We start from the raw sequence: 25,086 nt of genomic DNA, 5'->3' as shown, positions 1-25,086 counted from the left end.
TCCCGTCGCTCAGTCTCTACCTACTGTTCAGGGACATCCTCTAGTAGTACAGTTGCAGGCACGCCCAGCGCTTTGGCGATCCGGTTAATCGTATCCGTCGTCACGATCCGGTATGGATTTTTATAAATGTCTTGTATGACATGGTAGCTGACCTGTGAAATCTGTGACAGCTTGTTCATTGACATCTTTTTCTCAGTAGCTACCTCTTTGACTCTTAGCCGCAGCACGTGTAAGCACCTCTGTCTTTTATGCGTATCATACCAGCAGAATAGACCGCTGAGAACCTATCGGATAGGTACGACCCCCTTGTATATAACATTATAGTTATATCTTTAAAGTTATAACTATAATGTTGGAAAAATCGGCTAAATTCTGGTATTATTGAGGTTGTAATCCTGACTCTGTAAACGAAGGGGGGACTGAGACCTAACATCAAAGCACCCAGTATACACGGGTTCCCGCTTCTTCTGACTCTGGCGGGAACCTTTCTTACTCGCGATGAGGTGATTTATGAACTTTGCCGTACCTTGTAGCTTCCACCTGTTTACATTTTTCTTTGGCGTGGTCTGCGCGAACTGGTACTTCAAACATCGGTATATCAACCCCTTAGAATGGCGTCTACGTCGGCTGGAGCGTGCCGTGCAACCGCCACGAACTACCGGCGCGCACCGTACCCGACAACACCACGCCCGCACCGCGCGTCTCTGGAGGCTACGCAAAACGTCCGCCGTACCGCACGTTAGGAGTAAACCTCATGACCGACCTTGAATTGCCGTTTGACATTACCGACCCAGATATGAAGCGCGGGTTTGAAAACGGCCAAGACCGCCGCTACGAAGATACGCGGCCGATCACAGATTATGGTTTTGTTGACTTCATAGAAGAATTCCTGCATCTCGGCGGCAACAAACGTTTGAAATACAATATTGGCTTTTTACTTGGCTTATATATCAAACGGTAATTTATGGAGGACAGGGTGACGACCCTGCCTTTACGCTATCTGATTTTACAGTGTAGAATGGAGTACTTCTGTTACTTCGCTACTTTCCTGCAAGAGGTGGAACATATGCGAACCTTACGAAAATATATTCCCCGTGACGACTTCGATATGCCCAAAGGGATTGACCAATTACGTGATACCGCCGTTCTTATCCGCCAGTCCGACCACCGCGCCGAAGCCGACCACGTTTTTTCGCGCGAAAGCCAACTGAAGCTGACCAGCTACGCCCAACGCTTACGCGGCGATACGGCCGATGACCATATTCGCGTGTATGACGAAGGCGCGGGCGTATCAGGACAGAAGCGCATCGACCAGCGCAAAGAATTGAACCGCCTCTACCATGACATCAAAAACGGCTTGGTAGGTTCCCTCGTCATTGTCCACGAGGACCGCCTGTTTCGCGACGAATACCACACCAACGATACGACGTTCATACAACTGCTGGCAGAGCATGACGTGCTGCTATTTGTCCGCACTGACCACAGGCGGTACGATTGCACGAAACCGAGCGACCGCAACTCCTTGCTGGAGAAGATGATAGCCAGCCGCAACTACCTTGATGACCACGTGTTAGGACGGATGAACGGCAACCAAGAAGCTAAAGCCCTGCAAGGCTTATTTGACGGCCGCAACTTGGCGATGGGGTATGTCACCCAAGGCAAAAAGAAGCAGCAGACTATTCTGGTGTACGAGCCGTGGGCGAAGGTAGTGCGCTGGATGTTTGAACGCTTCCGCGAACTGGATAGTCTCGCCAAACTGACGCGCGAGATCGATGCCATGCCGTACCTGTTCCCTGACCCTTCAGCCGATGACTTTTTACGCTATACCTTCAAAATTTCCATGACTAAAGTTCCAGGCGGCTTTAAGCCCATCTGCCGCGAGTCGGTTAAATACATCCTCACCAACCCTTCCTATATCGGTGCATGGCTCTACGATAATACCATCGTCAAAGGCGACAATCATCCAGCGATAGTTGACCGCGACTTGTTTATGTGGGCATACCAAAAGCTGACTGGACGTAACTTGAACGGCGAGCCGCTGACCAATCAGCCGCACCGCAGCATCCACGACGATGGCGCGCAAGCCGTCCTCAAGTACCTGCTCAGAGATAAAGACGGCATCCTCTATGTCAGCCAGCGCGAGCACCCCGAATACCACCGCCAGACGCTAACCAGTAAAACCAACGGCACCATGTTCCGGCAGATCACCTTTTCTATGCGCGCCCATCTGCTCGATGATCTGTTCCTTACCCGCGTCAAAGAACTGGCGCGCACCGATAAGCACCTGGCTTGGCACATCGAAACCAGTGTTGACGAGCTTGAGCAGCAACACACCGAAACCGTTATCTCAATTGACGACCAATTGAAACAGGTACGACTAGAGATACAGAAGACTCTAGCCTTTTTACACGATGAAATCCTGACCCTCACCCCGAAAGAAAAAAGGAAGTACAACACCAAGCTTGCCAGTTTACGCGCCAGCGAACAGGAGCTACTAGCCGCCCAGAGCCAGACAACCCATGCGAGCCTGAAGGCTGATTTTGCCGAGCTACAGGAAGTGCTGCTGGACATCCCTGGCAAGCTCGACAGTTGCACCATGGCCGAAAAACAGAAGCTTGCCCGCCTTATCACCGAAAGCGTCACCATTGAGGAAGTCAGTGTCCACTGGCTGCGGTTTACCGTTGTCTGGCGTGGCCCGCTGGCCGACCGGCCGGATGTCTGCCTGATTTGGCGGCAGCGTGGCAAACGCAGCGAGGGCTGGACGCAGGAGGAGGACGACTACATACGGGAGTACTACCCAAGGGGTGATAAGTGGACGATGCTGGAACAGTTGCCACGGCGCACCTGGAACATGATTTACCAGCGGGCTATGGAGCTGGACGTGACGCGCGTAGTGCGCCGCCAGGAGTCCATACCGGAGAATGTCACAATTGACGATTTGAATGTTATCCCTGACCGAGAGCTAGCGCTCACTATTGTTGCGGAAGCCGCCAAACGGCGCTCGAAACAAGACTTCCAGGCATCGGCCGTGTGGCTATATTCGGCTGGACTGAATGCTATGGAGGAGGACGCGAAACATTGGAAACAGGTTAGCGGTAGTTTGCCCAACCAAGCTCGCTGACGTTCCAGTGCAGGTCATCTTCATACAGGTCCAGCCAGTACTTGCCGGTGATGGTGTCGAGAGGATAGCTGGTATGGGTGTGCAGAACCATCTTGGGATAGCCAACGGTGCCGGAGGTAAAATAGATCAGGCATGGATCGTCTCTGTTGATCTCTGCCGCCACATAGTCAGGGCTGGTATTTGTGAGCGCGCTACGATAATCGACCCACTCAGCATTTGATACTGTCTTGTTCTGATCGTTGACCAGCACCAGGTGCTTCAATGTGGGACAGGCAGCGCGTACCTGGTCAACCTTGACCATTCCTTCGCTATCGGTGATCATTCCCTGCACTTCAGCAATGTGAGCTCGATATTGGATATCGCCGGCCGTCAGCAGGGTAGTACAGGGGATAGCAATAGCGCCAATTTTCATCAAGCCCAGAATACATTCCCACCACTCTGGCAGGCGTGGCAGCATAACCAGTACGCGATCGCCTTTTTGTATCCCTTGCTGCGTAAAAAGCTGTGCAGCCTGGCTGGAACGCGTCGCAAAATACTGAAAAGTCAGTCGCTTCTCCTCGCCCTGCGGTCCCACCCACAACATTGCCAGCTTGTCAGGGTCCTGCGCCCATTTCCCAATCACATCGACGGCAAAATTAAAATGCTCCGGCACATCAATGTGAAAACGGCGCCTCTCGACCTCATAATCGAGCATATGTGGCACTTTAGATTTAGATTCAGATTCAGATGTAGCCATTTTTCTACAGCCTCCTCAGGCAACGATACCAAACAATACAAACAACAGCGTTTACAATTGCTTCTTACAATATGCCTTTCATTTGGATGAGCGAAGCTAGCCGTGATTAAGCGGCGTTTACAAATGCTTTTTATAGCATACCATGAAGATGCGGCGAACTTGTATCCTGTACCATTTAAAGATCCCACCGCACATACTTGAAGTCTCCATCTTTTGGATGAAGACAAGCACTTTCGCGTGCCCTATACTCACAATACAAAGGCTTATAGACACAAGGAGGCGATTGCCATGATTGATGCTTTCAACATTGTTCAGCGTCGGCAAGCCTGGTGGATTGTGCTACTTGAAGGGATTGCGGCCTTCTTACTTGGTCTGTATCTCATCATCTCGCCTTTTAAAGCCATCATTCTTGTTGCTACAGCGATTGGTTACTATCTGCTGGTGATGGGTATACTGGCACTGGTAGATGCATTCTCCCACGAGGGCCCTTCAAGAGGGTGGAAAGCTGTTTCCGGGATCGCAGGTATTATCGGAGGTATTCTGGTCATTATAAAGCCGCTTTTGGGCGCCACGCTCATACCTTCTATTCTGATCCTCTATCTGGCCATTTTGTGTCTGCTCCATGGCGTAACGCAGGTAATTAGTGGAGCACGAGGAGGCGGTCCAGAAGCCGTCGGTGTCGGAATTCTCAGTATCGTTCTGAGCGTGATCCTCTTTATCGTTTTCCCTCTGTTACTGGCTGCTCTACCGTTCTTACTGGGAATTTGCGGTATCATCGGAGGAATTTTGCTGACGGCAATGGCCTTCAGGATACGACCGCAACAGCTACAGACACAACAACAATATCGCACACCTCAAACCCGAACGTAAGCAGCGTTTTCACTGGATGGTGGGTGTGTCATCAGCGGTGAAAGATCCACGCTCCGGCCGGGGACAGCAGTTCCCCGGTCTTTCTGCGTAAGAAATACATTTGCTCATAAAGAGCATTTAGAGCGGCACACATAATAATATTACTGATCCGGCTTATATCTGTGATGCATCTTTCTCGGTAGCATAAAGCCAGCTTGAACGGGCACGAGCAAGCAGGGTATCGCCGCGCCAGACCTGCTGATAACGCGTAAAAGATTGTCCCGTGGCCGGGAAATCATCAAACCAGGTTTTGATCTCCAATGTCTCGCCCAGACGCGCACTCTCTAAATATTCGATATCATACTGCCTGGCCGTCAAAATAGCCGTCTCCGGCGTGATACCAGTCCTGATGTAAATTTCCCAGGCGGCATTATCCAGTATCTCGACATAGGCCGCGTTGTTCATATGTTGCATGAGATCTGTATCTGAAAAACGTACGCGATAGGTAGTTGTCTCAGGTGCGGCCTGTGGTGCCGGCGGAAAAGGAGTCTCAGGACTGGGAGCCAGCGGACCGTCGGGTAACCAGATAGCGGCCGTACCTTCAGGCATCCGCGTCGGCCTGCCACGCTTATCGACATATACCCATAACGAATGCGCGCTGATAACGGGTTGATCATGACTGGAGCCGGCAATGCGCGCTTCATAACCACGCTGCGCAGTAATGCGCGAGAACCCCATGCCATACGTCTGCATTTCTAAGCGCGTATGCATCTGCACCGGGGCCGCGAAATCGATCACGGTTCGCTTAATGATCCAGTAGCCATCTCCTGGTAATTGAATATCCTCGGCATCCAATGCGGCGATATCTTGCATGTAGCGTAAAAACGCGGTGGGAGTCAGGTGTCCATAACAATCACCTTCATCATAGCGAGCTGTATACGTATGACAGAATTGTCGTCTCATTATTGCTCCTTCACTAGCTTTCCTTGATTATAAGCCACAAGCTCTGGCTTCCGCTACACACGGATAGCCAATGCTCCGTTTTTTAGTGAAGTATTTCCATCCTTTGGATGATCCATTTTGAGATAAAATATACCTATACTACTAATAAAACTGAATAGCTAGCGGCCAGCAGTCGTACCAGAAGGAGCATAGCAATGACTAAAAGAAAGCGCCCGGCACCACCATATTATATGCAACCGACATATCCACCCAAATTTCCAGGGGAGAACCTCCAGCGGCTGGCTCAGATGCTGAAAAATCAGCACATGCCACTTCTGAACGCTTATCACAGCTAGAAAAGCTAGGTGAGCTGTATGCCGCTGGCGTGCTCAGCGATCAGGAATTCGAACGCGAGAAACAGCGCATCCTCGAACAACCATAAAAACTTTTAAGCTGATCCTGGAAATTGCCTATAAATAAAGGGTCATTTTTTTTTGCGCGCTTAGATGTAAATCGAACAAAAATTACAATGAACTTCATTAGATCATATGATAAGATAAAAAATGAAATGTATTGTCCCTCGCGACCGCTCGCTCCTCGCGCCCCCCCATCAACAGACAACCTTCCCAACGCGCGTCCCAAAAAATATGATCTCGTACGGAGGAGAGGAAGATTCGCGTCGCCTGAACGTAGCTGTCCACGACCAGTATCAAAAACAGCTATCCTTCTGATAAAATAAGAAGGCAGTGTTTGCTGCAGGCAAAAGGGCTAGAGCATGTGCCTCCTATTTATAGAAAAACTCTGGCAATTATTATCTTGCCCATCTGATCCTATAGTGATAATGTAATCACAACTTCCAGAAAGGACTGGCAAAGCAATGACTTCCCTTAAAAAAAGTGTTTCGGCCGAGGCACTTCCTGATGAATCAGACAAAACTACTTATCAAGCACCTATAACTATTGCGGATATCTGGCAGGCGCAACAATATTTAAAACCATTTATTGAACATACGCCGCTTGTGCGCTCACGCTCATTGAGCGAGACGATGCAGGCTGATATCTATCTAAAATTTGAACAAATGCAGCGTGGTGGCTCTTTCAAGGTACGTGGAGCCACCTATAAGCTTTCTCGCCTCACGGATGCACAACGCCAGGCAGGCGTGATTACAGCTTCCGCCGGCAACCATGCCCAGGGCGTTGCTATTGCGGCCGCACAATTGCATACTCCCTGCACAATAGTGGTGCCAGAAAATGCGCCGCTGACCAAGGTAACGGCCACGCAGAGCCTTGGTGCGCATGTTATTCTCTCTGGCGCAACCTATGATGATGCTGTGCAGCATGCCTTGAAATTGCAGCAAGAGTCGGGAGCAATCTATGTGCCCGCCTTCGATGATATAGATGTAGTCACTGGCCAGGGCACACTGGGACTGGAAATGCTGGCCGAGGTACCAGAAGCTGATATTATAGTTGTGCCGATCGGTGGCGGTGGACTTATTTCGGGCATTGCGCTGGCCGTCCGTGCCCTGAAGCCCTCGATTACAATTATTGGCGTCGAGGCGGCGGGCGCCGCCAGTATGCGAGCATCATTGAATGCCGGTACCTTGCAAACACTGCCCGCGATCGCTACCATTGCTGACGGCATCGCCATCAAGCAGCCTGGCAAGATCACATTCCCGATTATTCAGCAATTAGTGGATGATGTGGTAGTGGTCGACGATGAACAAATCATCGATGCAGCCCTCCTTTTGATGGAACGGCACAAAATCCTGGTCGAGGGAGCAGGCGCGACCGGAGTAGCGGCCCTCCTCAGTGGCGGCATACCAGTGAAAAATAAGCACGTTGTGGTGCCTTTAACTGGTGGCAACCTGGATATTAACCTACTGGGCCGCTTTACCGAACATGCTCTGGTAAATGCCAATCGTTATTTTGCCATCCACGTCAGCCTGGCCGATCGCCCCGGTGAACTGGCCCATATGCTGAATATTGTAGCTGGCATGCGCGTCAATATCATCGACGTCCACTATCAGCGTGTCTCCAGCCAGATGCCTTTTATGCAACATGAGGCAATGATCACAGTCGAAACACGTAACCGGGCCCAATGTGAAGAATTGTTGCAGAGCCTGCAAGCTGCAGGCTACACCGTTGAAGAGGCCCGGGCTCTCCGTTGATCTGCCACCGTTGTGCTGCTCAAGACACCTCCCAATGAAGTGACAAAGATAAAGAAGAGTCTCCTCACCACGTGAAGGGACTCTTCTTGCTAGCGACACCAACAAATAAGGAGCAGGCAGGGGCAGTTTTTCTGCGGCGGCGTCGGAGTCTCGGTTGGTGTCGGACCCGGTTGGGGTGAAGGCGTCACACCAGACGCGGGCGTTGCCGTACCAGTCGGGGTCGCGGTTGCCGTACCAGTCGCGGTTGCAGTCGCGGTCGGCGTCGGCGTATCAGTTGGCGGTACAGCTGTGAGATGCGGCAGATCGGTGGTAATTGCCAGGTGAAAGCCACTGGCAGCAAAGGTATCTGCATTTATCGAGTGATCCACCGTTAAGGTCACATTCCTCATCTCCAATCGACTTACAGTACCGCCCGCAGCAAGCACAAGCAAGTCGGTTTTATTGACGAAACTTTTGAGCCCGGTATCCACATCCTTAAACAGACCAGTTTTAATCGCCACGCCCGTCGCCGTTACCGTACCAGTCGACGAAAGCAGGAGCGCCGTACTATAGAATGGATGGCTCAAACTAAATCCGTCCATGGTAGCCGCGCTAAAGGTAAGAGTGGGATACAGAGGATCGGACAATAAGTTCAAGTGCGCGTTCGTTCCTATGATTTCGGTCGCTTCCAATGTATAGTTACCCGCAGCCTCGAAACCTCTCGTTGTACCGTGTACAGTATCGCGTACGGTGGTACCAGAATTTGAGAAAGCGCTCAGCGTGTTTTGCGCTGTAGACGGTTGCGCGTAGACTGCAACAGGATTTATAGTCAGGATTGATCCCCCGACGATCAGGCCAAGTATCAGGATAGGGATACACAGGCGTATAACACGGTGTCGCACAGAGTACACGTCATCTACTCTCCTTCTATTCTTGAAGCGAAATCGCCCCTCTATCAGCAGAAGACAATCCCGCTGAAAAGTGTAGCTCATCTAATGATGAGCATGCGTCCAGACCGAGGTACCGGGGAGCCTATCTGCGCAAACGGATAGGCCCCGGCATAATCTGGAGTATCCTTTTACTTGACCGTGAGCGACAACCCTGGCAGTGTCATACTATTAGCAATCATATAAGGCGCATTAATAGTGATATTGTTCAATGTAACGGACTGGGCATCAATCTCAAAGGCATTGCCGTTGGCGTTACTGCTCACTGCCTGTCCTCCGAAGGTTGCCGACTCGGAAGAGAGACCCGCCACGTCAGTCGTGAGACCGGTAGTAGAGACCGGAGTATTCTGTCCTGCCTTCAGGGTAACCGTAACGTTGCCAATTACCGGCAGGGCAACGGTTTTCGTAATCACCAGATTCGAGAGCGTGCCGTCCAGCTGGTTCACGGCGACGGGAGACGTATTATCGGCCTGGGATATTCCTGGATAGAGACGAAATCTCGTCGTCTTGATCGACGATGACGTCACCGTTACCGGTACAGGTACCGCTGCCGCCATAGCAATAGCCCCTTTGCTGATAAGGGTAGTGATACCGCTGAGCAACAACAGTGCGACCAGCATCACTGACCAAAATATCGAGCGGTTGACCTTTCCAATAGCAGGCTGCTGTTCAGGTGGATTCTGATCTTCGTTGGGAAGATTCAGCTCGTTCAGGTTTTCTCCGATGAAATGTTCCTGTTCCATAATCTTTTACACCCGCATTCAAAAATAAAGTTAACGTTAGTTAATATTTGCCCTTACGCAGGGCGATTAAGAGTCACCCGGTTGGCTCTCTCAGTTGTGTTACACAACCATTGTTGTTGTATAGCACTACATCGCGGACAACGTGTTTACAGGATAGCGTTCAAATGAGCATTAGCGTGTTCGCAGAAAAGGTCGCTTGATGGACGATGGAAGTTTGTAGTGAGGACGAGGACGACTCTGGGAACGAGAAACAGGCTGCCAGGCAATTCCCATCGCCCCACCGATAATGCCCAGGAGCATACCAATACCAAAACCTCCAGCGGCAACGAGCAGCGACACCAGCGAGAGGACAACGGCGATTGACCCGGCAACAAGCGCATTGGAAGGGACCAGTAACTGGATAATGCCCATAGCCAGGATCAGGCCACCTACCAGTATGCCAGCCCAGATATTGCTACCCGGCAAGAGCGCAAATGGCAACAATGCCACAGGACCCCAGAGCACCAGCAGGCCCGCGATTATGATGAGAATCGCTCCCGCGAATGGACGTGTTTTGCGCCAAAGACGAAATTGTGACCATTGCCGCCAGTCGTCCTTCTGGTCAGCATTCTTCTTTAGCCGCGCAAACCATTGAAGACGGTGATGCACCCACACACGTGCCGTTGCCAGGCGCTGCAGCGTCCACTGTGTGCGCGTTTTAAAAATATAAATATTTGTGCCTGCTGTTGCTTCTTCAACACTGGCTTCCCTGGCCTGAACCTCAACGATAGTTGGATCATCTTGATTAGCCATCGCAAGAGCCTCCTTTGCTTAACACTGAGATCCTATTTCTCTTTCATAGCAGGCTATAAGGCTTGATACTTATTTACCGCTATTGTCCAATGGTGCACACCAAAATACATGTATAGCCTACCAATAAGAGCATACCCAAATAAATACAGGAGATAGATATCCAGCCATCCATATATAACTGACTGACTCTCAATCAATAAACTTACATACAAAAAATAAATGATGCCATTGCGCTTGTCAAGTGCGGGAGAAAAAATAGCAAAAATGGTGGCAAATCAGAGAAAAGTTAATATCGGTAGTGGTAGCGGAAGCGCGAGTTTATGGCTCATCTGAACGGCGTTGCTTTCAGCAGGCAACCTCAAACCAGACCAAGTGCCTGGCGAACAAATTGCGCTGTTCCTGCAATATATTTTTCTACCGGCAGCGTCGAATGGTAGACGTAACATTGCAGGGTAGCATAGTAAACAGTTCCCACAATAAGCTCCGCCGCTATATCAGGATCAATGGAACTAGTGATGGTTCCACGCGACTGCTCATGGTGCAGCAAGTCGGCAATAAAGCGATGATAGGGCGCAAAGGCAAACTCATTCTCCGAGGCAGAATCAACGAGACGCGACAGAACCAGCACATCTCGGTAATTGCTCAGGATGCCGAATATCGCCTCGATGCTTCTCTCTATCTTCCGATCAAGGGATTCGGATGCCATGAATACGCTGGCCAGCGCCGCCTGGACCTCCTCCTGCATCTCTATCGTGAGAGCCTTAACAATCGATGATTTGGAGGGAAAATACCAGTAGAACGTTCCCTGGGCAACACCGGCTTTGGCTACAATTGCCGAAACGGTAGTAGCTTCATAGCCTTTCTCGGCCATAATTTCTCGTGAGACTTTTAAAAGTTCGGCGCGCCGGTCTACTTTTGGGGATTTCGCATTCTGGTGCATACATTCTTTATCCTGGCTATATAAAAGTTTTTTTTAAATAGTTTTGTCTAGCATAACATATTAGAACCACAAAGTACATTATTCAAACAGAGAATTTCAGGGCAAGTATAAATTTGCAGGCACAGAGAACAAAATTATGCACGCGAAGACAATAAATGGGTTCAAAGGAGTATGATGGTAGGCCTGGCTCTTTATTGTGGACAATTAGAGGTACTTGATCAGTACATACAATTTATTCATGATAATCCTGAGGCCGCATCTATTAATCTAGGGTATCACTTAGTCTATTATGGAGATCAATCTCAAGAATTAGGCTACTACGAGCCGGCGATAAAAGACGAAGAAAGAACTATCACAGAGCAAGTCGAGAGACTACCACAAGAAATAGCAACAAATATTCTCTCCTTTTTTGATGATTATGAAGAGCGGCGCTCACCAGAAGGCATCCTGGCACATGACGCAGATCTACTAGAATGCATCGTTCAAGCAAGAGAATACCAGGTGCAAGGTTATCCCAATACTCAAGATTGGATCACTAACTGCTATGCAGGATTACAAACGGATGTCGCAAAAAATCTTGCTGAAGCATGCCTACATGTAGAGCCTAAAGAGTGGTGGCAGGGGCTGAAGATACAATAGCAAGCTAGAAACTTGAGATGAGCGCCAAGGCTCTTCCATGGAGTCACGGTCAAGTCAATCGATTGAAACTACTCAAACACTCAATGTATGGTCGAGCACGTTTTGATTTGTTACGGCAACGTGTCCTTCTCGGTAATCATCGAAGGTGATACCGTTGGCGAACCTGAAAATTTAAGCAACAAATTGTAATGCAGCAAATCGAGATACACGCGTCTTCGCAATGGATTTCTCATCCAGCCAATCCAAGACTCGTACAACATTGATCGCAGTCGCACACAATAGTTGCTGGAAATGCGTTTTCTCCATGCCTCGGTAACGACTACGCCGCATGCCAAACGCTCGGACGCCCTGTGAATGGGTTCCTTCGATCCCAGGTCTCGCCCGATAGGTTTCCCAAAATGCCTCATCCCTTTGGCGTTTTCTGCCTGCTTGTAATGCGTGATGATGCTCTTGCGTCGAACCATTTCGATTCGACGCGGAACCGTCGTACAATGAAGTTTCATTGGACAGGGGGGTACAATCTTTCGTAGCGAACTTGATGTTGATCACCTCGCCAGTGTGCCAGTCGAAGAGACAAATATGGTCAACATTGTCCATGACAAGCCAGCGACGATCGGGGGGGCAATCCATACTCATCATCGGGCATCCAGTGTGAGAAACGATAGCGGTTCGAGCTGGCAAGAGGTCATCCCAACGGCGCTATTCTATCACGCAAGGGCTTTGAGGGTGGGAATCTGACAGCTAGGGCTGCTGCAACGCAAAGAATTCGCCATCTGGAGTGCAGCTAATCCCACCAAAGGTGTGCATCCGGCCACCTGGATCATACAAGTGTTCAAAGAAGATTGCCGGGACCGTAGAAACCTGAGTCAGTAGGGTCGCCGGATTGGTGGTGAGCGACCAGCGGGTGAGCGTGGTTTCGCTGGCCGTGAGGGCTTCGCGTCGCGTGGAATGAAGATATAAAAGCATCAGATGTTCTTTTTTCTATATATCACATAACCCCAAAAATACTGAGCATTTTAACAGCTCCATCAATATCAAAATGGGAAATCACCGTCGCTGATTTCCTTGAGATCTTCATCATCTGGACCTGTTGGTAATAACTTCATTTTTTACAATAAATATCAAGATATTCCTGGCACTCAGCTTCCTGCAAACCAAAACGCTCTTGGAGTGCGGAAATCACTAATGATCTTATGGAATGTGATGTATTCAGACAAATAATGCTCGATACATCCATAAGGTTCGTATGCGTCTGTTCTTTGAAATGCCCTAGGGTAAGCAAAACAATAAGCTTTGCTCTCATATCATCATCAATATCAATGCCAGTGAGTCCCCCAAGGACATGAAATTGGCCCAATTTATAAGCGAGAGTGCCCAGATAATCATCAAACATTTCTACCATAAATTTATCATCTTTATCATTACTCGAGGTCAGTCTTTGCTCTTCTAGCATCTGATACATTTTCCAGGCATAAATAAACGCGTATCTCAATGTTGGAATAACGTGTGGATTTCTCCATTGCTCGAGAGCATACAAAAAATGACCATATCTTTCGAATATCCAAAAAAGATGTGATGTATCAAACTTCTCAGCCAGAAGATCGACTTGCAGAAGCTGAGACAACACCGAAAATGCAAGTGCACGATGACTATCCCACAAACTCCAGGCACTCATAAACCGCTCCGCAAATGAGCCTTGGTGTAAATAGGGTTCGAGAAAAGGAAGTGATTCATCACTCTCGGCATACCCAATCGCAGCGAGCGCAATACGCTTCTCTCTCTCATCATGTGTGTGAGTAACGATATGCTGCAACGTTGGAATAGTAAGCTTCCCCCAACGGGAAACCCAATTACGAAATGATTGTTCGGACTCATCACCTCTAGATGGACCAATTGTGTCGGCCATGAATGCAAGTTCCATATATTCTCTTTCACTACGCATGATGTACAACTCCTTCTCCCTCAAAATAAGCACTAGTATTTCTTTGGGTTTTAAATTTAATCAAAACACATCTACTAAAAAGGTTTAGGTTTGAAACTCTCCTTAGGTAACGCGATGTGCAAATTTTTTAAGCAACCAAACGATCAACAGGAGGCCATCTCAGGATTTATTTGTCACAGTGTGGGTTGTTCAAAGTTGCCACATTGATCAGTGCTCATTCTGAACCCTGACCCAATGATAAAAAGTACTTAAAAACCGCCGTATTGCAAAAAATGTAGCGATCACCAACTCTGTACAAAAGTTTTCTCTTCATGGTATCGTCAAGGAAGGCCATATAGCGCCAGGGAAGACACTTTGCACGCCAGAGGCAGAAACGAAGAATGAAGTGCTCAATAGAAACATCTCCACCCAATGACAATCCAGCAGATATCCCATAAAGCCACCCCAAACGCAACCCGCTCCATATACCCACAAACCCATGTAATAGCCATCCCCATAGACATAACAATAAAACACTGCACAAACAGAATCCTATTGAGTACTGAATGGCTTGACGAAATTCATCGTCAGGACGATAAGAGAGGCGCCTATCTGGAAGACTAACCACCACGACAAAAATGACTGGAAGACTGAGCGCAATAAAGAACCAGGAGATCCATCCAAGAGAGAGATCGCTCAACAACTTCTGAAACTGCCCGGCCCACCCGAAGCCAACAAGCAACCAAAGGGAGCTAATATTTTGCCTGGCATTCTCAGCAATTATTAAGCGCCATACAACAAACACAATGACGGCAAGGACTAACCATACCAGCAAAGCAATAATGGCAGAGATATCGCGCCAGTCAAAAATAGCCAGACTATACGTAAGTCCTGCAGCGCAGAGCACAAAAATTCCCATAAAAATACGATACATATGGACCCATCGACCTGCTGGCAACCAGGATCGCTGGATCTGTTTGAACCGAAACGCTGTTTGTTGGTGCCCATACAATTGACGAGCTAAAAACGCCAGCCAGCGCAACTGGTCGGGAAGCGTATATCGATTATTTTTTTCAGGCACCTGTAATCGAGATCGTATATAAGCATTCAGAAGCGTATGTTTTTTCTCAGCCAAGCTCGCCATCGAAAAATCCAGGTGCAATGAGTCCTGATCTACATGCGCCAATATATATAGCCAAAGTGGCCCTCTCACTACATCGTGTAACACATCATCTGTAGAAAGAGTCGCCTTTATCTCATCTTGTCGAGCAGGCAGAGCGGTTAAATACGCATCGATCTGCTCATCTGTCAATGGCCGAATTTCTACGGCAGAGAGATGTGGCAGGGTTACTTTCAAGTGTCTATATTCTATAGCACAACAACATACGACCATCTGTACCTGATTATGTGTGTTCTGATAGGAGTTAAGAGCTTGAACGCAAGCTTCACGCACATCTTCTTCCACTTCTTCTAACCCATCAAGCAGGAGCAGAAGTTGGCCAGGCTCAAATGGTTTCACCTTGTACTGACTCGCTAACTCTTCAGACACCCATTGCTCAAGTGGTAACCTTTTCCTAGACCACGACGAAAGGTTCAAGGGAAGTGGAATAGGAAAATGCACATCTTGTTCGGCATATACAAGTAAGTCACGTAGCAATTCAAGCAATAATGTCGTTTTTCCCGAACCAGGCTCTCCTAAAATCAGCAATCTACCGCCACTATTATGATATATATCAATGATATGCGCGTTAGATGAAAGAGTCATTGCTCCTTCCTGATCATACTGATCTGGCTCGCCACCCTGCTGTTGCTGTAGTAACAGTTGAATATATGGCACATCTGCTAATGAAGGCTCTAGAACCCCCTGAATCCAAGAAGTACGTATACGCTCAATGATCTGCTGACGTTTCCTCATATTTCGTCTCTCTAATATCGCTTTCACTGATCAACTCCAAATTATTAAATCTTTCCATCACCTGGATCCCTTTTGTGCGGTGATTACACTATATACATCGATAACACGACATACTATATCATATGGAAGACTCCCACTAATCTGTGCTTGATGTGGATCCCCACGCAGCAGACGCCGTTCCACTTCTACCACGCGACAGACTTCAATCAGTCGGCTGCCTTATCGGCGTTGGATTTCCAGTTCCTAGTTTATCTGTTCTGGAAGTGCTTGCAGAGTCGAAAGAGGGTACAGGTAAAAATCCCCTTGCGCAGCAAGACGCGCGCGGGTCTGCCACGCGGCCATTTTGCAATCTCCCATATAGAGCAATCCCTGCCGTTAGAGCCCCTCACGCACACGAGCAATGATGGGCAGATACACACGATCATCGGCGTGCTCGCTCGAGAGCACTTCTGTGGTCAGCGGCAGCCCCAGCGGGTCCAAACTGGTACATGAACATTGACAAATTAATAGGGAGGATGCAGACCGGTGTAGCGGAGCAGGTCAGCGGACCCGTTGGCAAACTGCTCAAAGTAGCAATCATCTCCTGGCGTAAAGTCTTCAAGGCGTTGGCCAGGCAGTGCAAGTGCAACTTCTCCTGTTTGGCCTTGCGCCAGAGCTTCTCAATGGGATTACACCACGAGGCTGAGGTGGGAAGCGTGACCAATTGAATCGGCAGTTTGCGCTCCCGCCATTTCTTGAGGGCACGCAAACTTGGCTCGGTAGGCCAGTGCTTGGCTCGTTTGAACGGAAACGGACTCTCTTGCGGCTCTAAGGCGACCAGCACGTCGGGATGAAAATGGATAAAGGAATTGTCTTGCACCATCCAGATGCGCGTGGCATGCGGATAGGCCTACACCACCTGTTCGTAGAACTTCACCAACGTGCTCACCCCCACCTTGCTAGCTTCAGGAAAGGCATCCTGACCATGCTCCCTCAGCGGCTGTTTCCAACTATGAAGGTATTGTCCGAGATACCCAACATATGCAACCTAAATTTGACAGTAAATTATTTGAACAATTACGAATAAAAGCGTATGATTATGGGTATCTAGTCGGGCTTCTTGAGCATAAGAGTTAGTTACCTGTCTTGTTTACACTCCTTAAATTAGGGGTAAGTGTCCTGGCAGGACACTTGCACTCTTTTGCTATGTAAAATCGTTTATCTTATAAGGAGGTGAGAAACGTTTTGTCTGCGCCATCAAACCCTGATTTCGAACAATATAGACAACGCCTGATGCACCGCCGCCGCTATTACCCCATTTATGGTCTTTTAATGGTAATTACGGGTGGATTAGGCGCGCTTGGGCTGGCTTCGCTCTACATTGATAATCCTCTATCTATTCTGGCCTATAATCAGCCAGGAGGGCTCTTGCATGTGTTCCTGTTGCTGGCTTTTCTCGCGTTCATCATTGGCGGTATTATCTGCATTTCTTATGCCTTCAAGGCGCCTGCACTGGCTGACATTCAACGCTATCGCCAGACAGAACGGCACCGCTTGTTCCTGCAGGCCTATGGACATGTCACCCCCTGGTGGAGTCGGCTGGTCATTCGAATCCTGATCACGCTGCTCGGGCTGCTCTTTTGTACCGGAGGCGTCCTCGTTACGGCTCAGTTCGGACTCGGTGCTCTGGATGGCTGGATCTATCTGCTGGTCGGTGCCTTTTTGATCAGTCTGGTCTGCTACTTCATCCCACGAGAACTGCGCAAACTGCCCGCGCTCAGCGCCGAACAATTAGCCCAGAACTGGATTGCTGGCGAAGCCACAACAGGTGAGGATATCATCCTGGAGAATACCGCCCTACAAAAGGAAGAAGAGCGCGATTAAGCTTCAACGATCACTGGAGCATTTATGACGACTCACTTCAATCATCTAAAACAATAGATCAGGAGAAGAATACTGGTTTGGAGGGAGCCACAAAGATGCCAGTCAAACAGATTCTGCTAGCGATTGATAAACAGACAGCCATTGAAGTATTTATTACTGGTGAACAACAGCCAGTTCTTTGCACCACGCATCCTTTTGCACCGGCAACAGGAAATACATTCTCCACATTGAATACTAATTCATACTTACAGGCCTTGCGCCGGGCAGCAGGCACGCTGGTGGTCGTCAATCCAAGGGGCATGGGACAATCATCGCCATTAAAGTCACCGGAGGATGCAACCCTCTCATGCCTGGTTGAAGACCTGGAAAAAGTACGTATACACTTGAACATACCACGATGGAACTTTATTGGAGGCTCATCTGGTGGGGACGTTGGACTGCTCTATGCCCTGAGCCATCCTGAGGCGCTACAAAGTTTGATTGTCTGCAGCACCACCGCTAACGGACCCCGGATGCTGGAGGATGAGCAATCTATCGCCAGTCCCAACCACCCTATGTGGGCTCAGGATATCGCCACATTTAAAGCAGAAGCCGCAAAAAGTGGCGATCAACGAACTGGCTACCATTGGCATAATCGCCGACCTGGTGTATGGATCTATCTCAAAGATAACGAACCGCTCATGGTCGCTCCGCTCGTTGGCACACAACTAACCAGGCAGCAGGCCGCCGAGGCAATGTTTGCGACCTCCTCGATAGCAGAGCAACTACATTCTATTACGGTTCCCACACTGGTGCTGTGTGGAAAAAATGATCCTATTATTCCATGCCATCATTGTGAAATGCTGGCAGACATACCACACGCCCAACTGGTTACCTTTGAACAAAGCGGACACGACATTGCGGATGATGAGCCGGACCTTTTCTGCTCTACCATCCAGCGCTTCTGTAGTTTGACTCATAAACCCACCAAAAAGGGGTGATATGCGTTAATGAAAAAGGAAACGCAGAAAGAATCGAAAACGGGAGTTCGTCATTTCTTTGAGCCAGGGCCAGCGTGTTGGGAGACATCCCTGGCAATGTTCAGAAATGCCTTAACGAAAGGCGAGGAATTCTCTCGTTTCCAGACAACGGCATACTCGACCGAAGTCTCCGGATCAATGAGTGGCCGATAGGCTACTTCATCCGTGCGTAATCCGCTCATGCAGGCCGAAACCAACGAGACCCCCACTCCTGCCGCAACTAATCCGATCACGGCCTGCTCGGATGCCGCTTCCTGGACAACGTTGGGGCTAAAACCAGCTTCCCGACACATCGCCATGATTTGATTGTGGATCAACGATCGTTGTGTGCGCTCATACATCACAAATGGTTCCGAAGCCAGGGCTCGCAGCGGAATCTGTGCCTGTCTTCCAAGCGGATGGTTTTTCGGAATGGCAACCGTCGCCTGCTCACGCAGGACTGTCTCATAGATCAGTTCAGGATCGTGCATTCCTTGTATAGCAAGACCAACATCGAAAGCACCCTCTAAAAGCTGCTCTTCAAGATCAGGGGAACATAACTCACGCAATGTGACTTGTACATCGGGAAAGCGCTCGCGAAAGAGGTGCACGGCCGGGGGCACCAGATTGTAGAGGGCCATGCTCGCATAGCCAATCACTAACGACCCCGTTTCTCCTCGCTCCACGCGCCTGGCTGTTTCAACTCCCTGGCGCAGGTGAGCAAGCGCGGCGTAGACCTCTGTGAGCAAGGCGCGCCCCGCATCAGTCAATTCGACCCGGCGCGTTGTGCGCCGAAAAAGCGTCACCCCAAGTTCTTCTTCTAGTTGTTTGATTTGAAAACTCAGAGGCTGTTGAGCCATGTGTAATCGCTCGGCAGCACGAGCAAAGTGTAATTCTTCGGCGACGGCGACAAAATAGCGCAGGTGACGAAGCTCCATGTGAGATTTCCCTCCACCTTTAAAGTAAAGGTGCGAACGGTCCCGCTTTCGTTCCTGTCATTATGTATCACACAAGTGTTAATGAGACAAGAATAAGTGTTGGACAAGGGATAGTATATCCTGTATGGTGTATTTCAACAAGAGGGAGACATCTGTTCCCTCCGTAGACACTAGAAGAGGCACAAATAAATATGGAGAAGATATAAATATGCAAGAAATCGAACTCTCAACAGGGATCATCGAGTATGAGGACACAGATGGCAGCGGTCCCATTATCGTCCTGCAGCACGGGTTGCTTATGGATGACTCATTGTGGCGTCACGTCGTTCGCGAACTGCGCACCGACTACCGCTGTGTGGTGCCGACGCTGCCTGTCGGCAGTCATCGGCAGCCCATGCGGGCAGACGCCGATCTCTCGTTCCACGGCCTTGCGAAGCTTCAGGCCGAGTTTCTGGAGGCCCTGGACCTGCGTGAGGTAACCCTGGTTGGCAACGACCTGGGAGTTTTCCAGGCCACGGCAGGCGAATATCCTGAGCGTCTGGCACGGCTGGTGATCACCTCATGTGAAGCCTTCGAGAACATCCCATCCGGACTGCCCGGGCACACGATAACGTTTGCTGCCAGATTGCCGGGAGGTCTGAACTTCCTCGCCCAGCCCCTGCGTCTCCGCGCATTGCGCCGCCTGCCGTTGGCCTTTGGATTGATGACGAAGCGACCAATCCCTCACGAGATCACCGACGCCTGGTTGCGCCCACTGTTGAGCAAACAAGAGATCCGCCGCGATCTCCTGAAGTATCTGCGTCACTCCAACAAGAGCGACCTGCTCACTGCGGCTGAGCGTCTGCGCTCTTTTGATCGTCCAGCCCTCGTCGTCTGGGCCAAAGAGGATCGTCTGATGCCCCCTGAACACGGACGGCGGCTAGCCGCACTCCTACCCAATGCACGGTTGAAGGAGATCACTGATAGCTTTACGCTCATCCCTCTTGACCAACCTGACACACTCGCGCACACCATCCGTCAGTTCATCCAGGACACACCATGAGCTTGCTCCGCCTCCAAATTCCCCATTTGCAAGAAAGCAAATGGGGACGGACGCACCTAGGAGGCAAGCTCCGATCTATGAGGTTACGGTCGTGCTTTCGCGCACGATGAGCTGACAGGGCACTTCAACGCGTTCAGGAGGTCCGGTACGTGTGCCATCGATACGCCCCAACAGGAAGGTCGTCGCAAGGTAGCCGATTTTCTCTTTGTCGGGTGAGATGGTGGTAAGTGAGGGGATGGAATAGCGGCTATCTTCAATATCATCAAAACCGACAACAGCGATATCTTCAGGCACACGATATCCCGCTTCATGAATGGCTCGCATCACTCCCAGGGCCAGGTGGTCGTTAAAGCAAAAAATGCCATCCGGCGGCGTATCGAGGGCCAGCAACTGCCGCAGCGCTTTAGCTCCATTGTTGCGATTGAAGAGAGGCAACCCTCGGACGATAAGATGAGGATCAACAGGTAAACCGGCCTCGGTTAACGCTTCGGTATAACCTCGCAGACGCAGGCGTGACGTCTCGGTCTCATGCGAGTCGGATTCCTGCACACCAATAGCGGCGATATGCTTGCGGCCCAGGCCGATCAGGTGTTGCGTGGCCGTACGCGCAGTCGCAATATTGTCATATGTCACGTGATCATAGGGGACCTCGTAAATGCGATCACCCAACAACACGATAGGGATCGATCCAGCGCGGGGAGCCAGGTCCTCTGGCTCTGAGGCAAAGGGACTCAAAATAACGCCGTCAATCAGGTGCGGCGTAAGCCCTTGCAAAACCTGGCGCTCGCTCTCTCTTCCTTTTGTGCGATCAATTAAGACGGTATAGGAGCGTTCACGGCCTGCCTTAATAATTGCTTCACCGATCTCAGAAAAATAGACATTGCTCAAATCTGGTATCGCATAGGCAATAATACCGGAACTCCCCTTGCGTAGATACCTGGCTGAGAGGTTTGGTTGATAGTGTAGTTCCTCGAGGGCTTTTTTGACCCGCTCACGCATCTCAGGGGTAACATACGGATAGTTATTCACCACATTCGAGACGGTTCGGATTGAGACTCCAGCCCTGAGCGCGACATCCTTTAGTGTAACAGCCAAAGATCACCACCATCATTCTAATCAAATGTGCACCTATTGTAGCAGAGATCAAACAGGTCGGAAAGCCGAAACAGGTGCAAGATACGGCGGCTTTGCAACGTTATCCTCACTATAACATCAAGGCGATTTTTCCGTCAACAAAAGCCAGAATTAAGGCATGCATAACATTGACAAACGTGATTTTTATATGTTATGTTTCTTGCAACGTTGCAAAGCAATCATCTGCAGATGCTTGAACACCCATTATTTGTGACAAGGTTGTGACAAAACGCAAGGAGGAAGCATTTGGCACTCATAAAAATTGATGCGGCCCGTCGCATTGGAAGCGTTGATAAAAATATTTATGGTGGCTTCGTCGAACATCTTGGTCGCTGTATTTACGGTGGTATCTATGAGGAGGGCTCACCTCTCAGCGATGAGCATGGCTTCCGCAAAGATGTCATGGAAGCGGTCCAGGCTCTCCATCTTCCTATTTTACGCTGGCCCGGCGGCAATTTCGTGAGCGGCTATCACTGGACCGACGGTATTGGTCCAGTTGATCGGCGTCCACGCCAGCTGGAGCTGGCCTGGCATTCGGTGGAAAGCAATCGCTTTGGCACCGATGAGTTTATGCGCTACTGCGAGGTGATGAACATTGAGCCTTACATCTGTGTGAACATGGGCACGGGCACAATGGACGAGGCACGCTCCTGGGTCGAATATTGTAATGGCACTGGCGATACCTACTGGGCTAATCTGCGCCGCCAGAATGGTCATCCTGAACCCTATAATGTCAAATATTGGGGATTGGGCAATGAAATGTATGGTTCCTGGCAGATTGGCCGCTTGAGCGCGGAAGATTATGTCAAAAAGGCGCGCGAGTTTGCCAAAGTGATGAAGTGGACAGATCCCAGCATTCAGTTGGTTGGCTGCGGTGAAACAGGTTGGACGGAATGGGACCAGACGGTGATCGCTGGTTTAGCGCCACTGATTGATTACTATAGCCTTCATCTCTATACTGGCAGCGATGATTACTACAGCAATGTGCTGGCTCCGGCGCTGGTCGATTTTGCCCTGGAAAGCTGTCGGGCCACTATCGATCGTGTACGATTCAACCAGCAGATCAGCCATCCTATCCATATTGCGTATGACGAGTGGAATGTCTGGTTTCGGCAACGCAGCGCAGAAAGCGCCCTTGAAGAGCGCTATAATCTGGCCGATGCCCTGGCGGTCTCTTCTTACCTCAATAGTTTTGTCCGCCATAGCGATACCGTCAAAATGGCCAACCTGGCCCAGCTCGTCAATGTGATCGCTCCTATTTTTACCAGCAAAGAAGGCTTGTTCCTGCAGACCATCTATCATCCACTCCGTCTCTATGCGGAACAGATGCAAGAGGTAACGCTGGATGTCCATGTCGATTGCAAGCAATTAACGTTGACAGCAGACCAGGAGCGCTCACGCGGGTCGAACTCTATTGCTGCGCTTGGACCCTTTAAGGCCTTAGACGTGACAGTTACCAGCGATCCAGATGGCCATGAGCTGGCAATCGCCGTTGTGAACCGTGATCTGGAGCAGGACCATACCACCACGATCCAGTTTGCCGATCCTGCAACCATTACCAGGGGCCAGGTGTATGAGGTCAACGCAACTGATCCATCCAGCACCAATTCTTTCGAGCAACCGGACGCCGTTATTGTACAGGAGCGCCAGCTAGAGCTTGAGGGCGGAAACCTCACGTATACCTTTCCAGCCCACTCGCTCACCATCCTACGTTTACATATGGAATAATGTATCCACCCGATGTGGAAGAGGCTCAAGGAGTTCAAGCCTTCCAGCTTCTACTCCTTCCTCTCCACATTTAAGGAAACAGCCATCATCCAACGCGGTATCTTTCTTACAGTCCTCCTATTAACCATACGAGCATAACAACCTGGCTGGTACATCATCACCGCTCTGCAACGTTGCAAGGGCAGCGTTGTGGTAGCATAGCTGGCCTCGATTATCTCTTACAGTTCACTGTAGCGCTGTAGTAGCAATGTTTGCGATATTTTTCAGGAGGAAGCTCCATGACAACAGAACCTCATTCATTATCTGGCGTGCGGCATGACAAAGCCACGGATATGACGCGGCGCCAATTTTTGCAACGCACCACAGCTCTAGGACTTGGCAGCACAGCGGCACTGGCTCTGCTCAATGCCTGCGGCACTCCCACAGTGAATGCCGGACAACTAAGTGCCAACATTACGTATTGGAACCTTTTTGGCGGCGGCGACGGCGTACGTATGGTGCAAATGGAGGATAGCTTTAGCAAGAGTCACCCAAATATTAAGCTTGAATCGGTGACGCTTGCCTGGGGTGCTCCGTACTATACGAAATTGGCTATGGCGGCTGCCGGTGGTCGCCCTCCCGATGTGGCCATCTCGCATATGACGCGTGTTCCCATCTATGCTGCCCAGGATCTACTGGACCCCTTTGATCTGAATGAACTGGCAAAGGTTGGGATTACTGAGGATAAATTCCTGCCAAATATCTGGGAACGCGCCCACTACAATAGCAAACTCTATACCATTCCTCTCGATACCCATCCCTTTGTGATGTACTATAACGTCGATATCTGTCAAAAAGCTGGTCTGCTCGATGGAGCTGGCAATCTCAAGCCGCTGGAGGGCACTACCGCTATCATTGATGCGTTTAAACGTGCCCAACAGGTGACAGGTAGCGCAGGTGTGGCATTTGAGGTCCAGGGTGTGACCCCCTGGCGTATCTTCTATTCTCTGTATTCTCAATTAGGTGGACAGGCGCTTTCGGCCGATGGCAAAAAGCTGGTTATCGATGATAATAAGGCTGAGCAAGCGCTTTCCTTTATGGCCGATCTGACCACTAAAAGTAAGGTCGCTCCCCCGACAATTGACTATGCTGGTGCCGTGGCGCTCTTTGGCAGTGGTAAGGCTGCCTTCCATTGGAATGGTGAATGGGAGGTTTCGACATTTATCAATCAAAAGAGCTTGAAATTCAACATGGTACCTTTCCCCAAAGTGTTTGATCAATACCATGCACAGGCCGATTCCCATGCTTTTATCTTACCCCGTCAAAGCGCGGTCGATCCAAACAGTCGGGCGGCAGTACTTGAGTTTATCAGCTATATGCTCAAGACAAGTCTCACCTGGGCCCAGGGTGGACATATTCCTGCTTATCTGCCAGTTACAAATGACAGTCAATACAAGCAACTCAAGCCACAATCGAACTATGCTAGCGTGGCCGCTGAGGTCTCGGTTGATCCTATTGCCTGGTTCAGTGGTTCCGGATCAGAACTGGAAAATCAGGCTGGAGCCGCTTTCCAGCAAGTGTTAGCGGGACAATTTACGACTAAGCAGGGTCTGGATCAGTTTAAGAAGGCGCTCCAAAAATTGTTGAGTCTTCCCGCCCCTGTGTAGTACAGCACATCTTTTACGAGCTGACATTGTTGTCAAAGAGAGGAGC

The 25,086-nt window shown here is 49.8% G+C and carries 26 protein-coding genes and 1 pseudogene; 12 read left to right on the top strand and 15 right to left on the bottom strand.

What is annotated here, in order from left to right; translation table 11 throughout:
* Window positions 1-20 precede the first annotated feature (20 nt).
* Window positions 21-227 (bottom strand): helix-turn-helix domain-containing protein, encoded by a 207-nt coding sequence (locus JMI88_RS09710; protein ID WP_268905981.1) that lies wholly within the window; start codon window positions 225-227, stop codon window positions 21-23.
* 527 nt (window positions 228-754) lie between these two features.
* Here JMI88_RS09710 and JMI88_RS09705 point away from each other — a divergent pair.
* On the top strand, window positions 755-961 hold the full coding sequence (locus tag JMI88_RS09705; RefSeq protein WP_201361602.1) for a hypothetical protein: 207 nt from the start codon (window positions 755-757) through the stop codon (window positions 959-961).
* A 105-nt stretch (window positions 962-1,066) separates the two neighbouring features.
* On the top strand, window positions 1,067-3,121 hold the full coding sequence (locus JMI88_RS09700; protein ID WP_201361601.1) for a recombinase family protein: 2,055 nt from the start codon (window positions 1,067-1,069) through the stop codon (window positions 3,119-3,121).
* Here JMI88_RS09700 and JMI88_RS09695 read toward each other — a convergent pair.
* Entirely contained in the window at window positions 3,090-3,857 is a 768-nt protein-coding gene (locus JMI88_RS09695; protein ID WP_201361600.1) for an AMP-binding protein, read from the bottom strand. The genes JMI88_RS09700 and JMI88_RS09695 overlap by 32 nt on opposite strands.
* Before the next feature lie 288 nt (window positions 3,858-4,145).
* On the opposite strand from JMI88_RS09695, the gene JMI88_RS09690 reads away from it, so the two are divergent.
* Complete coding sequence (locus JMI88_RS09690; RefSeq protein ID WP_201361599.1) at window positions 4,146-4,727, top strand: DUF308 domain-containing protein; 582 nt, start codon at window positions 4,146-4,148, stop codon at window positions 4,725-4,727.
* A gap of 153 nt (window positions 4,728-4,880) precedes the next feature.
* Here JMI88_RS09690 and JMI88_RS09685 read toward each other — a convergent pair whose 3' ends face one another.
* Window positions 4,881-5,669: an acyl-[acyl-carrier-protein] thioesterase gene (locus tag JMI88_RS09685; protein WP_201361598.1), complete on the bottom strand. Its 789-nt coding sequence runs from the start codon at window positions 5,667-5,669 to the stop codon at window positions 4,881-4,883.
* A 194-nt stretch (window positions 5,670-5,863) separates the two neighbouring features.
* Between JMI88_RS09685 and JMI88_RS39335 the strand changes: the two genes are divergently transcribed.
* The 3 genes from JMI88_RS39335 (at window position 5,864) to ilvA (ending at window position 7,815) form a co-directional block, all read left to right on the top strand.
* Window positions 5,864-6,004, top strand: coding sequence for a hypothetical protein (locus JMI88_RS39335; protein WP_236022883.1), 141 nt, complete (start codon window positions 5,864-5,866; stop codon window positions 6,002-6,004).
* A 29-nt stretch (window positions 6,005-6,033) separates the two neighbouring features.
* Window positions 6,034-6,090: a hypothetical protein gene (locus JMI88_RS40620; RefSeq protein ID WP_373323803.1), complete on the top strand. Its 57-nt coding sequence runs from the start codon at window positions 6,034-6,036 to the stop codon at window positions 6,088-6,090.
* A gap of 435 nt (window positions 6,091-6,525) precedes the next feature.
* Window positions 6,526-7,815, top strand: coding sequence for a threonine ammonia-lyase (gene ilvA / locus JMI88_RS09675; protein WP_201361597.1), 1,290 nt, complete (start codon window positions 6,526-6,528; stop codon window positions 7,813-7,815).
* Window positions 7,816-7,904: 89 nt separating this feature from the next.
* On the opposite strand, the gene JMI88_RS09670 is transcribed toward ilvA, so the two are convergent.
* The 4 genes from JMI88_RS09670 to JMI88_RS09655 all read right to left on the bottom strand — a co-directional run bounded on the left by JMI88_RS09670 (window position 7,905) and on the right by JMI88_RS09655 (window position 11,216).
* Window positions 7,905-8,705 carry a hypothetical protein gene (locus JMI88_RS09670; protein ID WP_201361596.1) on the bottom strand — a complete coding sequence of 267 codons (801 nt, stop codon included), beginning with the start codon at window positions 8,703-8,705 and terminating at the stop codon, window positions 7,905-7,907.
* A gap of 167 nt (window positions 8,706-8,872) precedes the next feature.
* On the bottom strand, window positions 8,873-9,484 hold the full coding sequence (locus JMI88_RS09665) for a DUF6230 family protein (RefSeq protein WP_201361595.1): 612 nt from the start codon (window positions 9,482-9,484) through the stop codon (window positions 8,873-8,875).
* A 171-nt stretch (window positions 9,485-9,655) separates the two neighbouring features.
* Window positions 9,656-10,276, bottom strand: coding sequence for a DUF6114 domain-containing protein (locus JMI88_RS09660; protein ID WP_201361594.1), 621 nt, complete (start codon window positions 10,274-10,276; stop codon window positions 9,656-9,658).
* A 358-nt stretch (window positions 10,277-10,634) separates the two neighbouring features.
* On the bottom strand, window positions 10,635-11,216 hold the full coding sequence (locus tag JMI88_RS09655) for a TetR/AcrR family transcriptional regulator (RefSeq protein ID WP_201361593.1): 582 nt from the start codon (window positions 11,214-11,216) through the stop codon (window positions 10,635-10,637).
* A 171-nt stretch (window positions 11,217-11,387) separates the two neighbouring features.
* Here JMI88_RS09655 and JMI88_RS09650 point away from each other — a divergent pair, with 171 nt between their 5' ends.
* Entirely contained in the window at window positions 11,388-11,855 is a 468-nt protein-coding gene (locus tag JMI88_RS09650; protein WP_201361592.1) for an HD domain-containing protein, read from the top strand.
* A gap of 171 nt (window positions 11,856-12,026) precedes the next feature.
* On the opposite strand, the gene JMI88_RS09645 is transcribed toward JMI88_RS09650, so the two are convergent.
* The 6 genes and pseudogenes from JMI88_RS09645 to JMI88_RS09625 all read right to left on the bottom strand — a co-directional run bounded on the left by JMI88_RS09645 (window position 12,027) and on the right by JMI88_RS09625 (window position 16,553).
* Entirely contained in the window at window positions 12,027-12,494 is a 468-nt protein-coding gene (locus JMI88_RS09645; RefSeq protein WP_201361591.1) for a transposase, read from the bottom strand.
* Window positions 12,495-12,596: 102 nt separating this feature from the next.
* Entirely contained in the window at window positions 12,597-12,821 is a 225-nt protein-coding gene (locus JMI88_RS09640) for a hypothetical protein (RefSeq protein WP_201361590.1), read from the bottom strand.
* Between the two features lie 136 nt (window positions 12,822-12,957).
* On the bottom strand, window positions 12,958-13,797 hold the full coding sequence (locus JMI88_RS09635; protein ID WP_201361589.1) for a hypothetical protein: 840 nt from the start codon (window positions 13,795-13,797) through the stop codon (window positions 12,958-12,960).
* Window positions 13,798-14,011: 214 nt separating this feature from the next.
* Window positions 14,012-15,691, bottom strand: a complete 1,680-nt coding sequence (locus JMI88_RS09630) for an NACHT domain-containing protein (RefSeq protein ID WP_201361588.1) — start codon at window positions 15,689-15,691, stop codon at window positions 14,012-14,014.
* 222 nt (window positions 15,692-15,913) lie between these two features.
* Window positions 15,914-16,174, bottom strand: a pseudogene (locus JMI88_RS41135) (IS1634 family transposase); the annotation flags it as partial.
* On the bottom strand, window positions 16,113-16,553 hold the full coding sequence (locus JMI88_RS09625) for a hypothetical protein (RefSeq protein WP_201361587.1): 441 nt from the start codon (window positions 16,551-16,553) through the stop codon (window positions 16,113-16,115). The pseudogene JMI88_RS41135 and the gene JMI88_RS09625, both read right to left, overlap by 62 nt.
* A 362-nt stretch (window positions 16,554-16,915) precedes the next feature.
* Here JMI88_RS09625 and JMI88_RS09620 point away from each other — a divergent pair, with 362 nt between their 5' ends.
* Together JMI88_RS09620 and JMI88_RS09615 are read left to right on the top strand one after the other, a co-directional pair.
* Window positions 16,916-17,554 carry a hypothetical protein gene (locus JMI88_RS09620; protein ID WP_201361586.1) on the top strand — a complete coding sequence of 213 codons (639 nt, stop codon included), beginning with the start codon at window positions 16,916-16,918 and terminating at the stop codon, window positions 17,552-17,554.
* 95 nt (window positions 17,555-17,649) lie between these two features.
* Window positions 17,650-18,534, top strand: coding sequence for an alpha/beta fold hydrolase (locus JMI88_RS09615; RefSeq protein ID WP_201361585.1), 885 nt, complete (start codon window positions 17,650-17,652; stop codon window positions 18,532-18,534).
* Between the two features lie 50 nt (window positions 18,535-18,584).
* Here JMI88_RS09615 and JMI88_RS09610 read toward each other — a convergent pair whose 3' ends face one another.
* A complete protein-coding gene (locus tag JMI88_RS09610) occupies window positions 18,585-19,490 on the bottom strand; it encodes a LysR substrate-binding domain-containing protein (protein WP_201361584.1) in 906 nt (301 codons plus the stop codon).
* A 208-nt stretch (window positions 19,491-19,698) separates the two neighbouring features.
* Between JMI88_RS09610 and JMI88_RS09605 the strand changes: the two genes are divergently transcribed.
* Window positions 19,699-20,532, top strand: a complete 834-nt coding sequence (locus JMI88_RS09605) for an alpha/beta fold hydrolase (protein ID WP_201361583.1) — start codon at window positions 19,699-19,701, stop codon at window positions 20,530-20,532.
* Window positions 20,533-20,607: 75 nt separating this feature from the next.
* Here JMI88_RS09605 and JMI88_RS09600 read toward each other — a convergent pair whose 3' ends face one another.
* Window positions 20,608-21,627, bottom strand: a complete 1,020-nt coding sequence (locus tag JMI88_RS09600; RefSeq protein WP_201361582.1) for a LacI family DNA-binding transcriptional regulator — start codon at window positions 21,625-21,627, stop codon at window positions 20,608-20,610.
* A 285-nt stretch (window positions 21,628-21,912) separates the two neighbouring features.
* On the opposite strand from JMI88_RS09600, the gene JMI88_RS09595 reads away from it, so the two are divergent.
* A complete protein-coding gene (locus tag JMI88_RS09595) occupies window positions 21,913-23,394 on the top strand; it encodes an alpha-N-arabinofuranosidase (protein ID WP_201361581.1) in 1,482 nt (493 codons plus the stop codon).
* Between the two features lie 278 nt (window positions 23,395-23,672).
* Window positions 23,673-25,040: an extracellular solute-binding protein gene (locus JMI88_RS09590; RefSeq protein WP_201361580.1), complete on the top strand. Its 1,368-nt coding sequence runs from the start codon at window positions 23,673-23,675 to the stop codon at window positions 25,038-25,040.
* Window positions 25,041-25,086: the final 46 nt, after the last annotated feature.

This window comes from Dictyobacter formicarum (genome assembly GCF_016587435.1).
Note: the sequence above shows the minus strand (reverse complement) of the source record. Positions and strands in the feature narration are given on the sequence as shown.

Coding starts and splice junctions, on each gene's coding strand:
- JMI88_RS09705 (WP_201361602.1), top strand. CDS start 755: ATGACCGACCTTGAATTGCCGTTTGACATTACCGACCCAGATATGAAG.
- JMI88_RS09700 (WP_201361601.1), top strand. CDS start 1,067: ATGCGAACCTTACGAAAATATATTCCCCGTGACGACTTCGATATGCCC.
- JMI88_RS09695 (WP_201361600.1), bottom strand. CDS start 3,857: ATGGCTACATCTGAATCTGAATCTAAATCTAAAGTGCCACATATGCTC.
- JMI88_RS09690 (WP_201361599.1), top strand. CDS start 4,146: ATGATTGATGCTTTCAACATTGTTCAGCGTCGGCAAGCCTGGTGGATT.
- JMI88_RS09685 (WP_201361598.1), bottom strand. CDS start 5,669: ATGAGACGACAATTCTGTCATACGTATACAGCTCGCTATGATGAAGGT.
- JMI88_RS39335 (WP_236022883.1), top strand. CDS start 5,864: ATGACTAAAAGAAAGCGCCCGGCACCACCATATTATATGCAACCGACA.
- ilvA (WP_201361597.1), top strand. CDS start 6,526: ATGACTTCCCTTAAAAAAAGTGTTTCGGCCGAGGCACTTCCTGATGAA.
- JMI88_RS09665 (WP_201361595.1), bottom strand. CDS start 9,484: ATGGAACAGGAACATTTCATCGGAGAAAACCTGAACGAGCTGAATCTT.
- JMI88_RS09660 (WP_201361594.1), bottom strand. CDS start 10,276: ATGGCTAATCAAGATGATCCAACTATCGTTGAGGTTCAGGCCAGGGAA.
- JMI88_RS09655 (WP_201361593.1), bottom strand. CDS start 11,216: ATGCACCAGAATGCGAAATCCCCAAAAGTAGACCGGCGCGCCGAACTT.
- JMI88_RS09650 (WP_201361592.1), top strand. CDS start 11,388: ATGATGGTAGGCCTGGCTCTTTATTGTGGACAATTAGAGGTACTTGAT.
- JMI88_RS09645 (WP_201361591.1), bottom strand. CDS start 12,494: ATGATGAGTATGGATTGCCCCCCCGATCGTCGCTGGCTTGTCATGGAC.
- JMI88_RS09640 (WP_201361590.1), bottom strand. CDS start 12,821: ATGCTTTTATATCTTCATTCCACGCGACGCGAAGCCCTCACGGCCAGC.
- JMI88_RS09635 (WP_201361589.1), bottom strand. CDS start 13,797: ATGCGTAGTGAAAGAGAATATATGGAACTTGCATTCATGGCCGACACA.
- JMI88_RS09630 (WP_201361588.1), bottom strand. CDS start 15,691: ATGAGGAAACGTCAGCAGATCATTGAGCGTATACGTACTTCTTGGATT.
- JMI88_RS09625 (WP_201361587.1), bottom strand. CDS start 16,553: ATGGTGCAAGACAATTCCTTTATCCATTTTCATCCCGACGTGCTGGTC.
- JMI88_RS09615 (WP_201361585.1), top strand. CDS start 17,650: ATGCCAGTCAAACAGATTCTGCTAGCGATTGATAAACAGACAGCCATT.
- JMI88_RS09610 (WP_201361584.1), bottom strand. CDS start 19,490: ATGGAGCTTCGTCACCTGCGCTATTTTGTCGCCGTCGCCGAAGAATTA.
- JMI88_RS09605 (WP_201361583.1), top strand. CDS start 19,699: ATGCAAGAAATCGAACTCTCAACAGGGATCATCGAGTATGAGGACACA.
- JMI88_RS09590 (WP_201361580.1), top strand. CDS start 23,673: ATGACAACAGAACCTCATTCATTATCTGGCGTGCGGCATGACAAAGCC.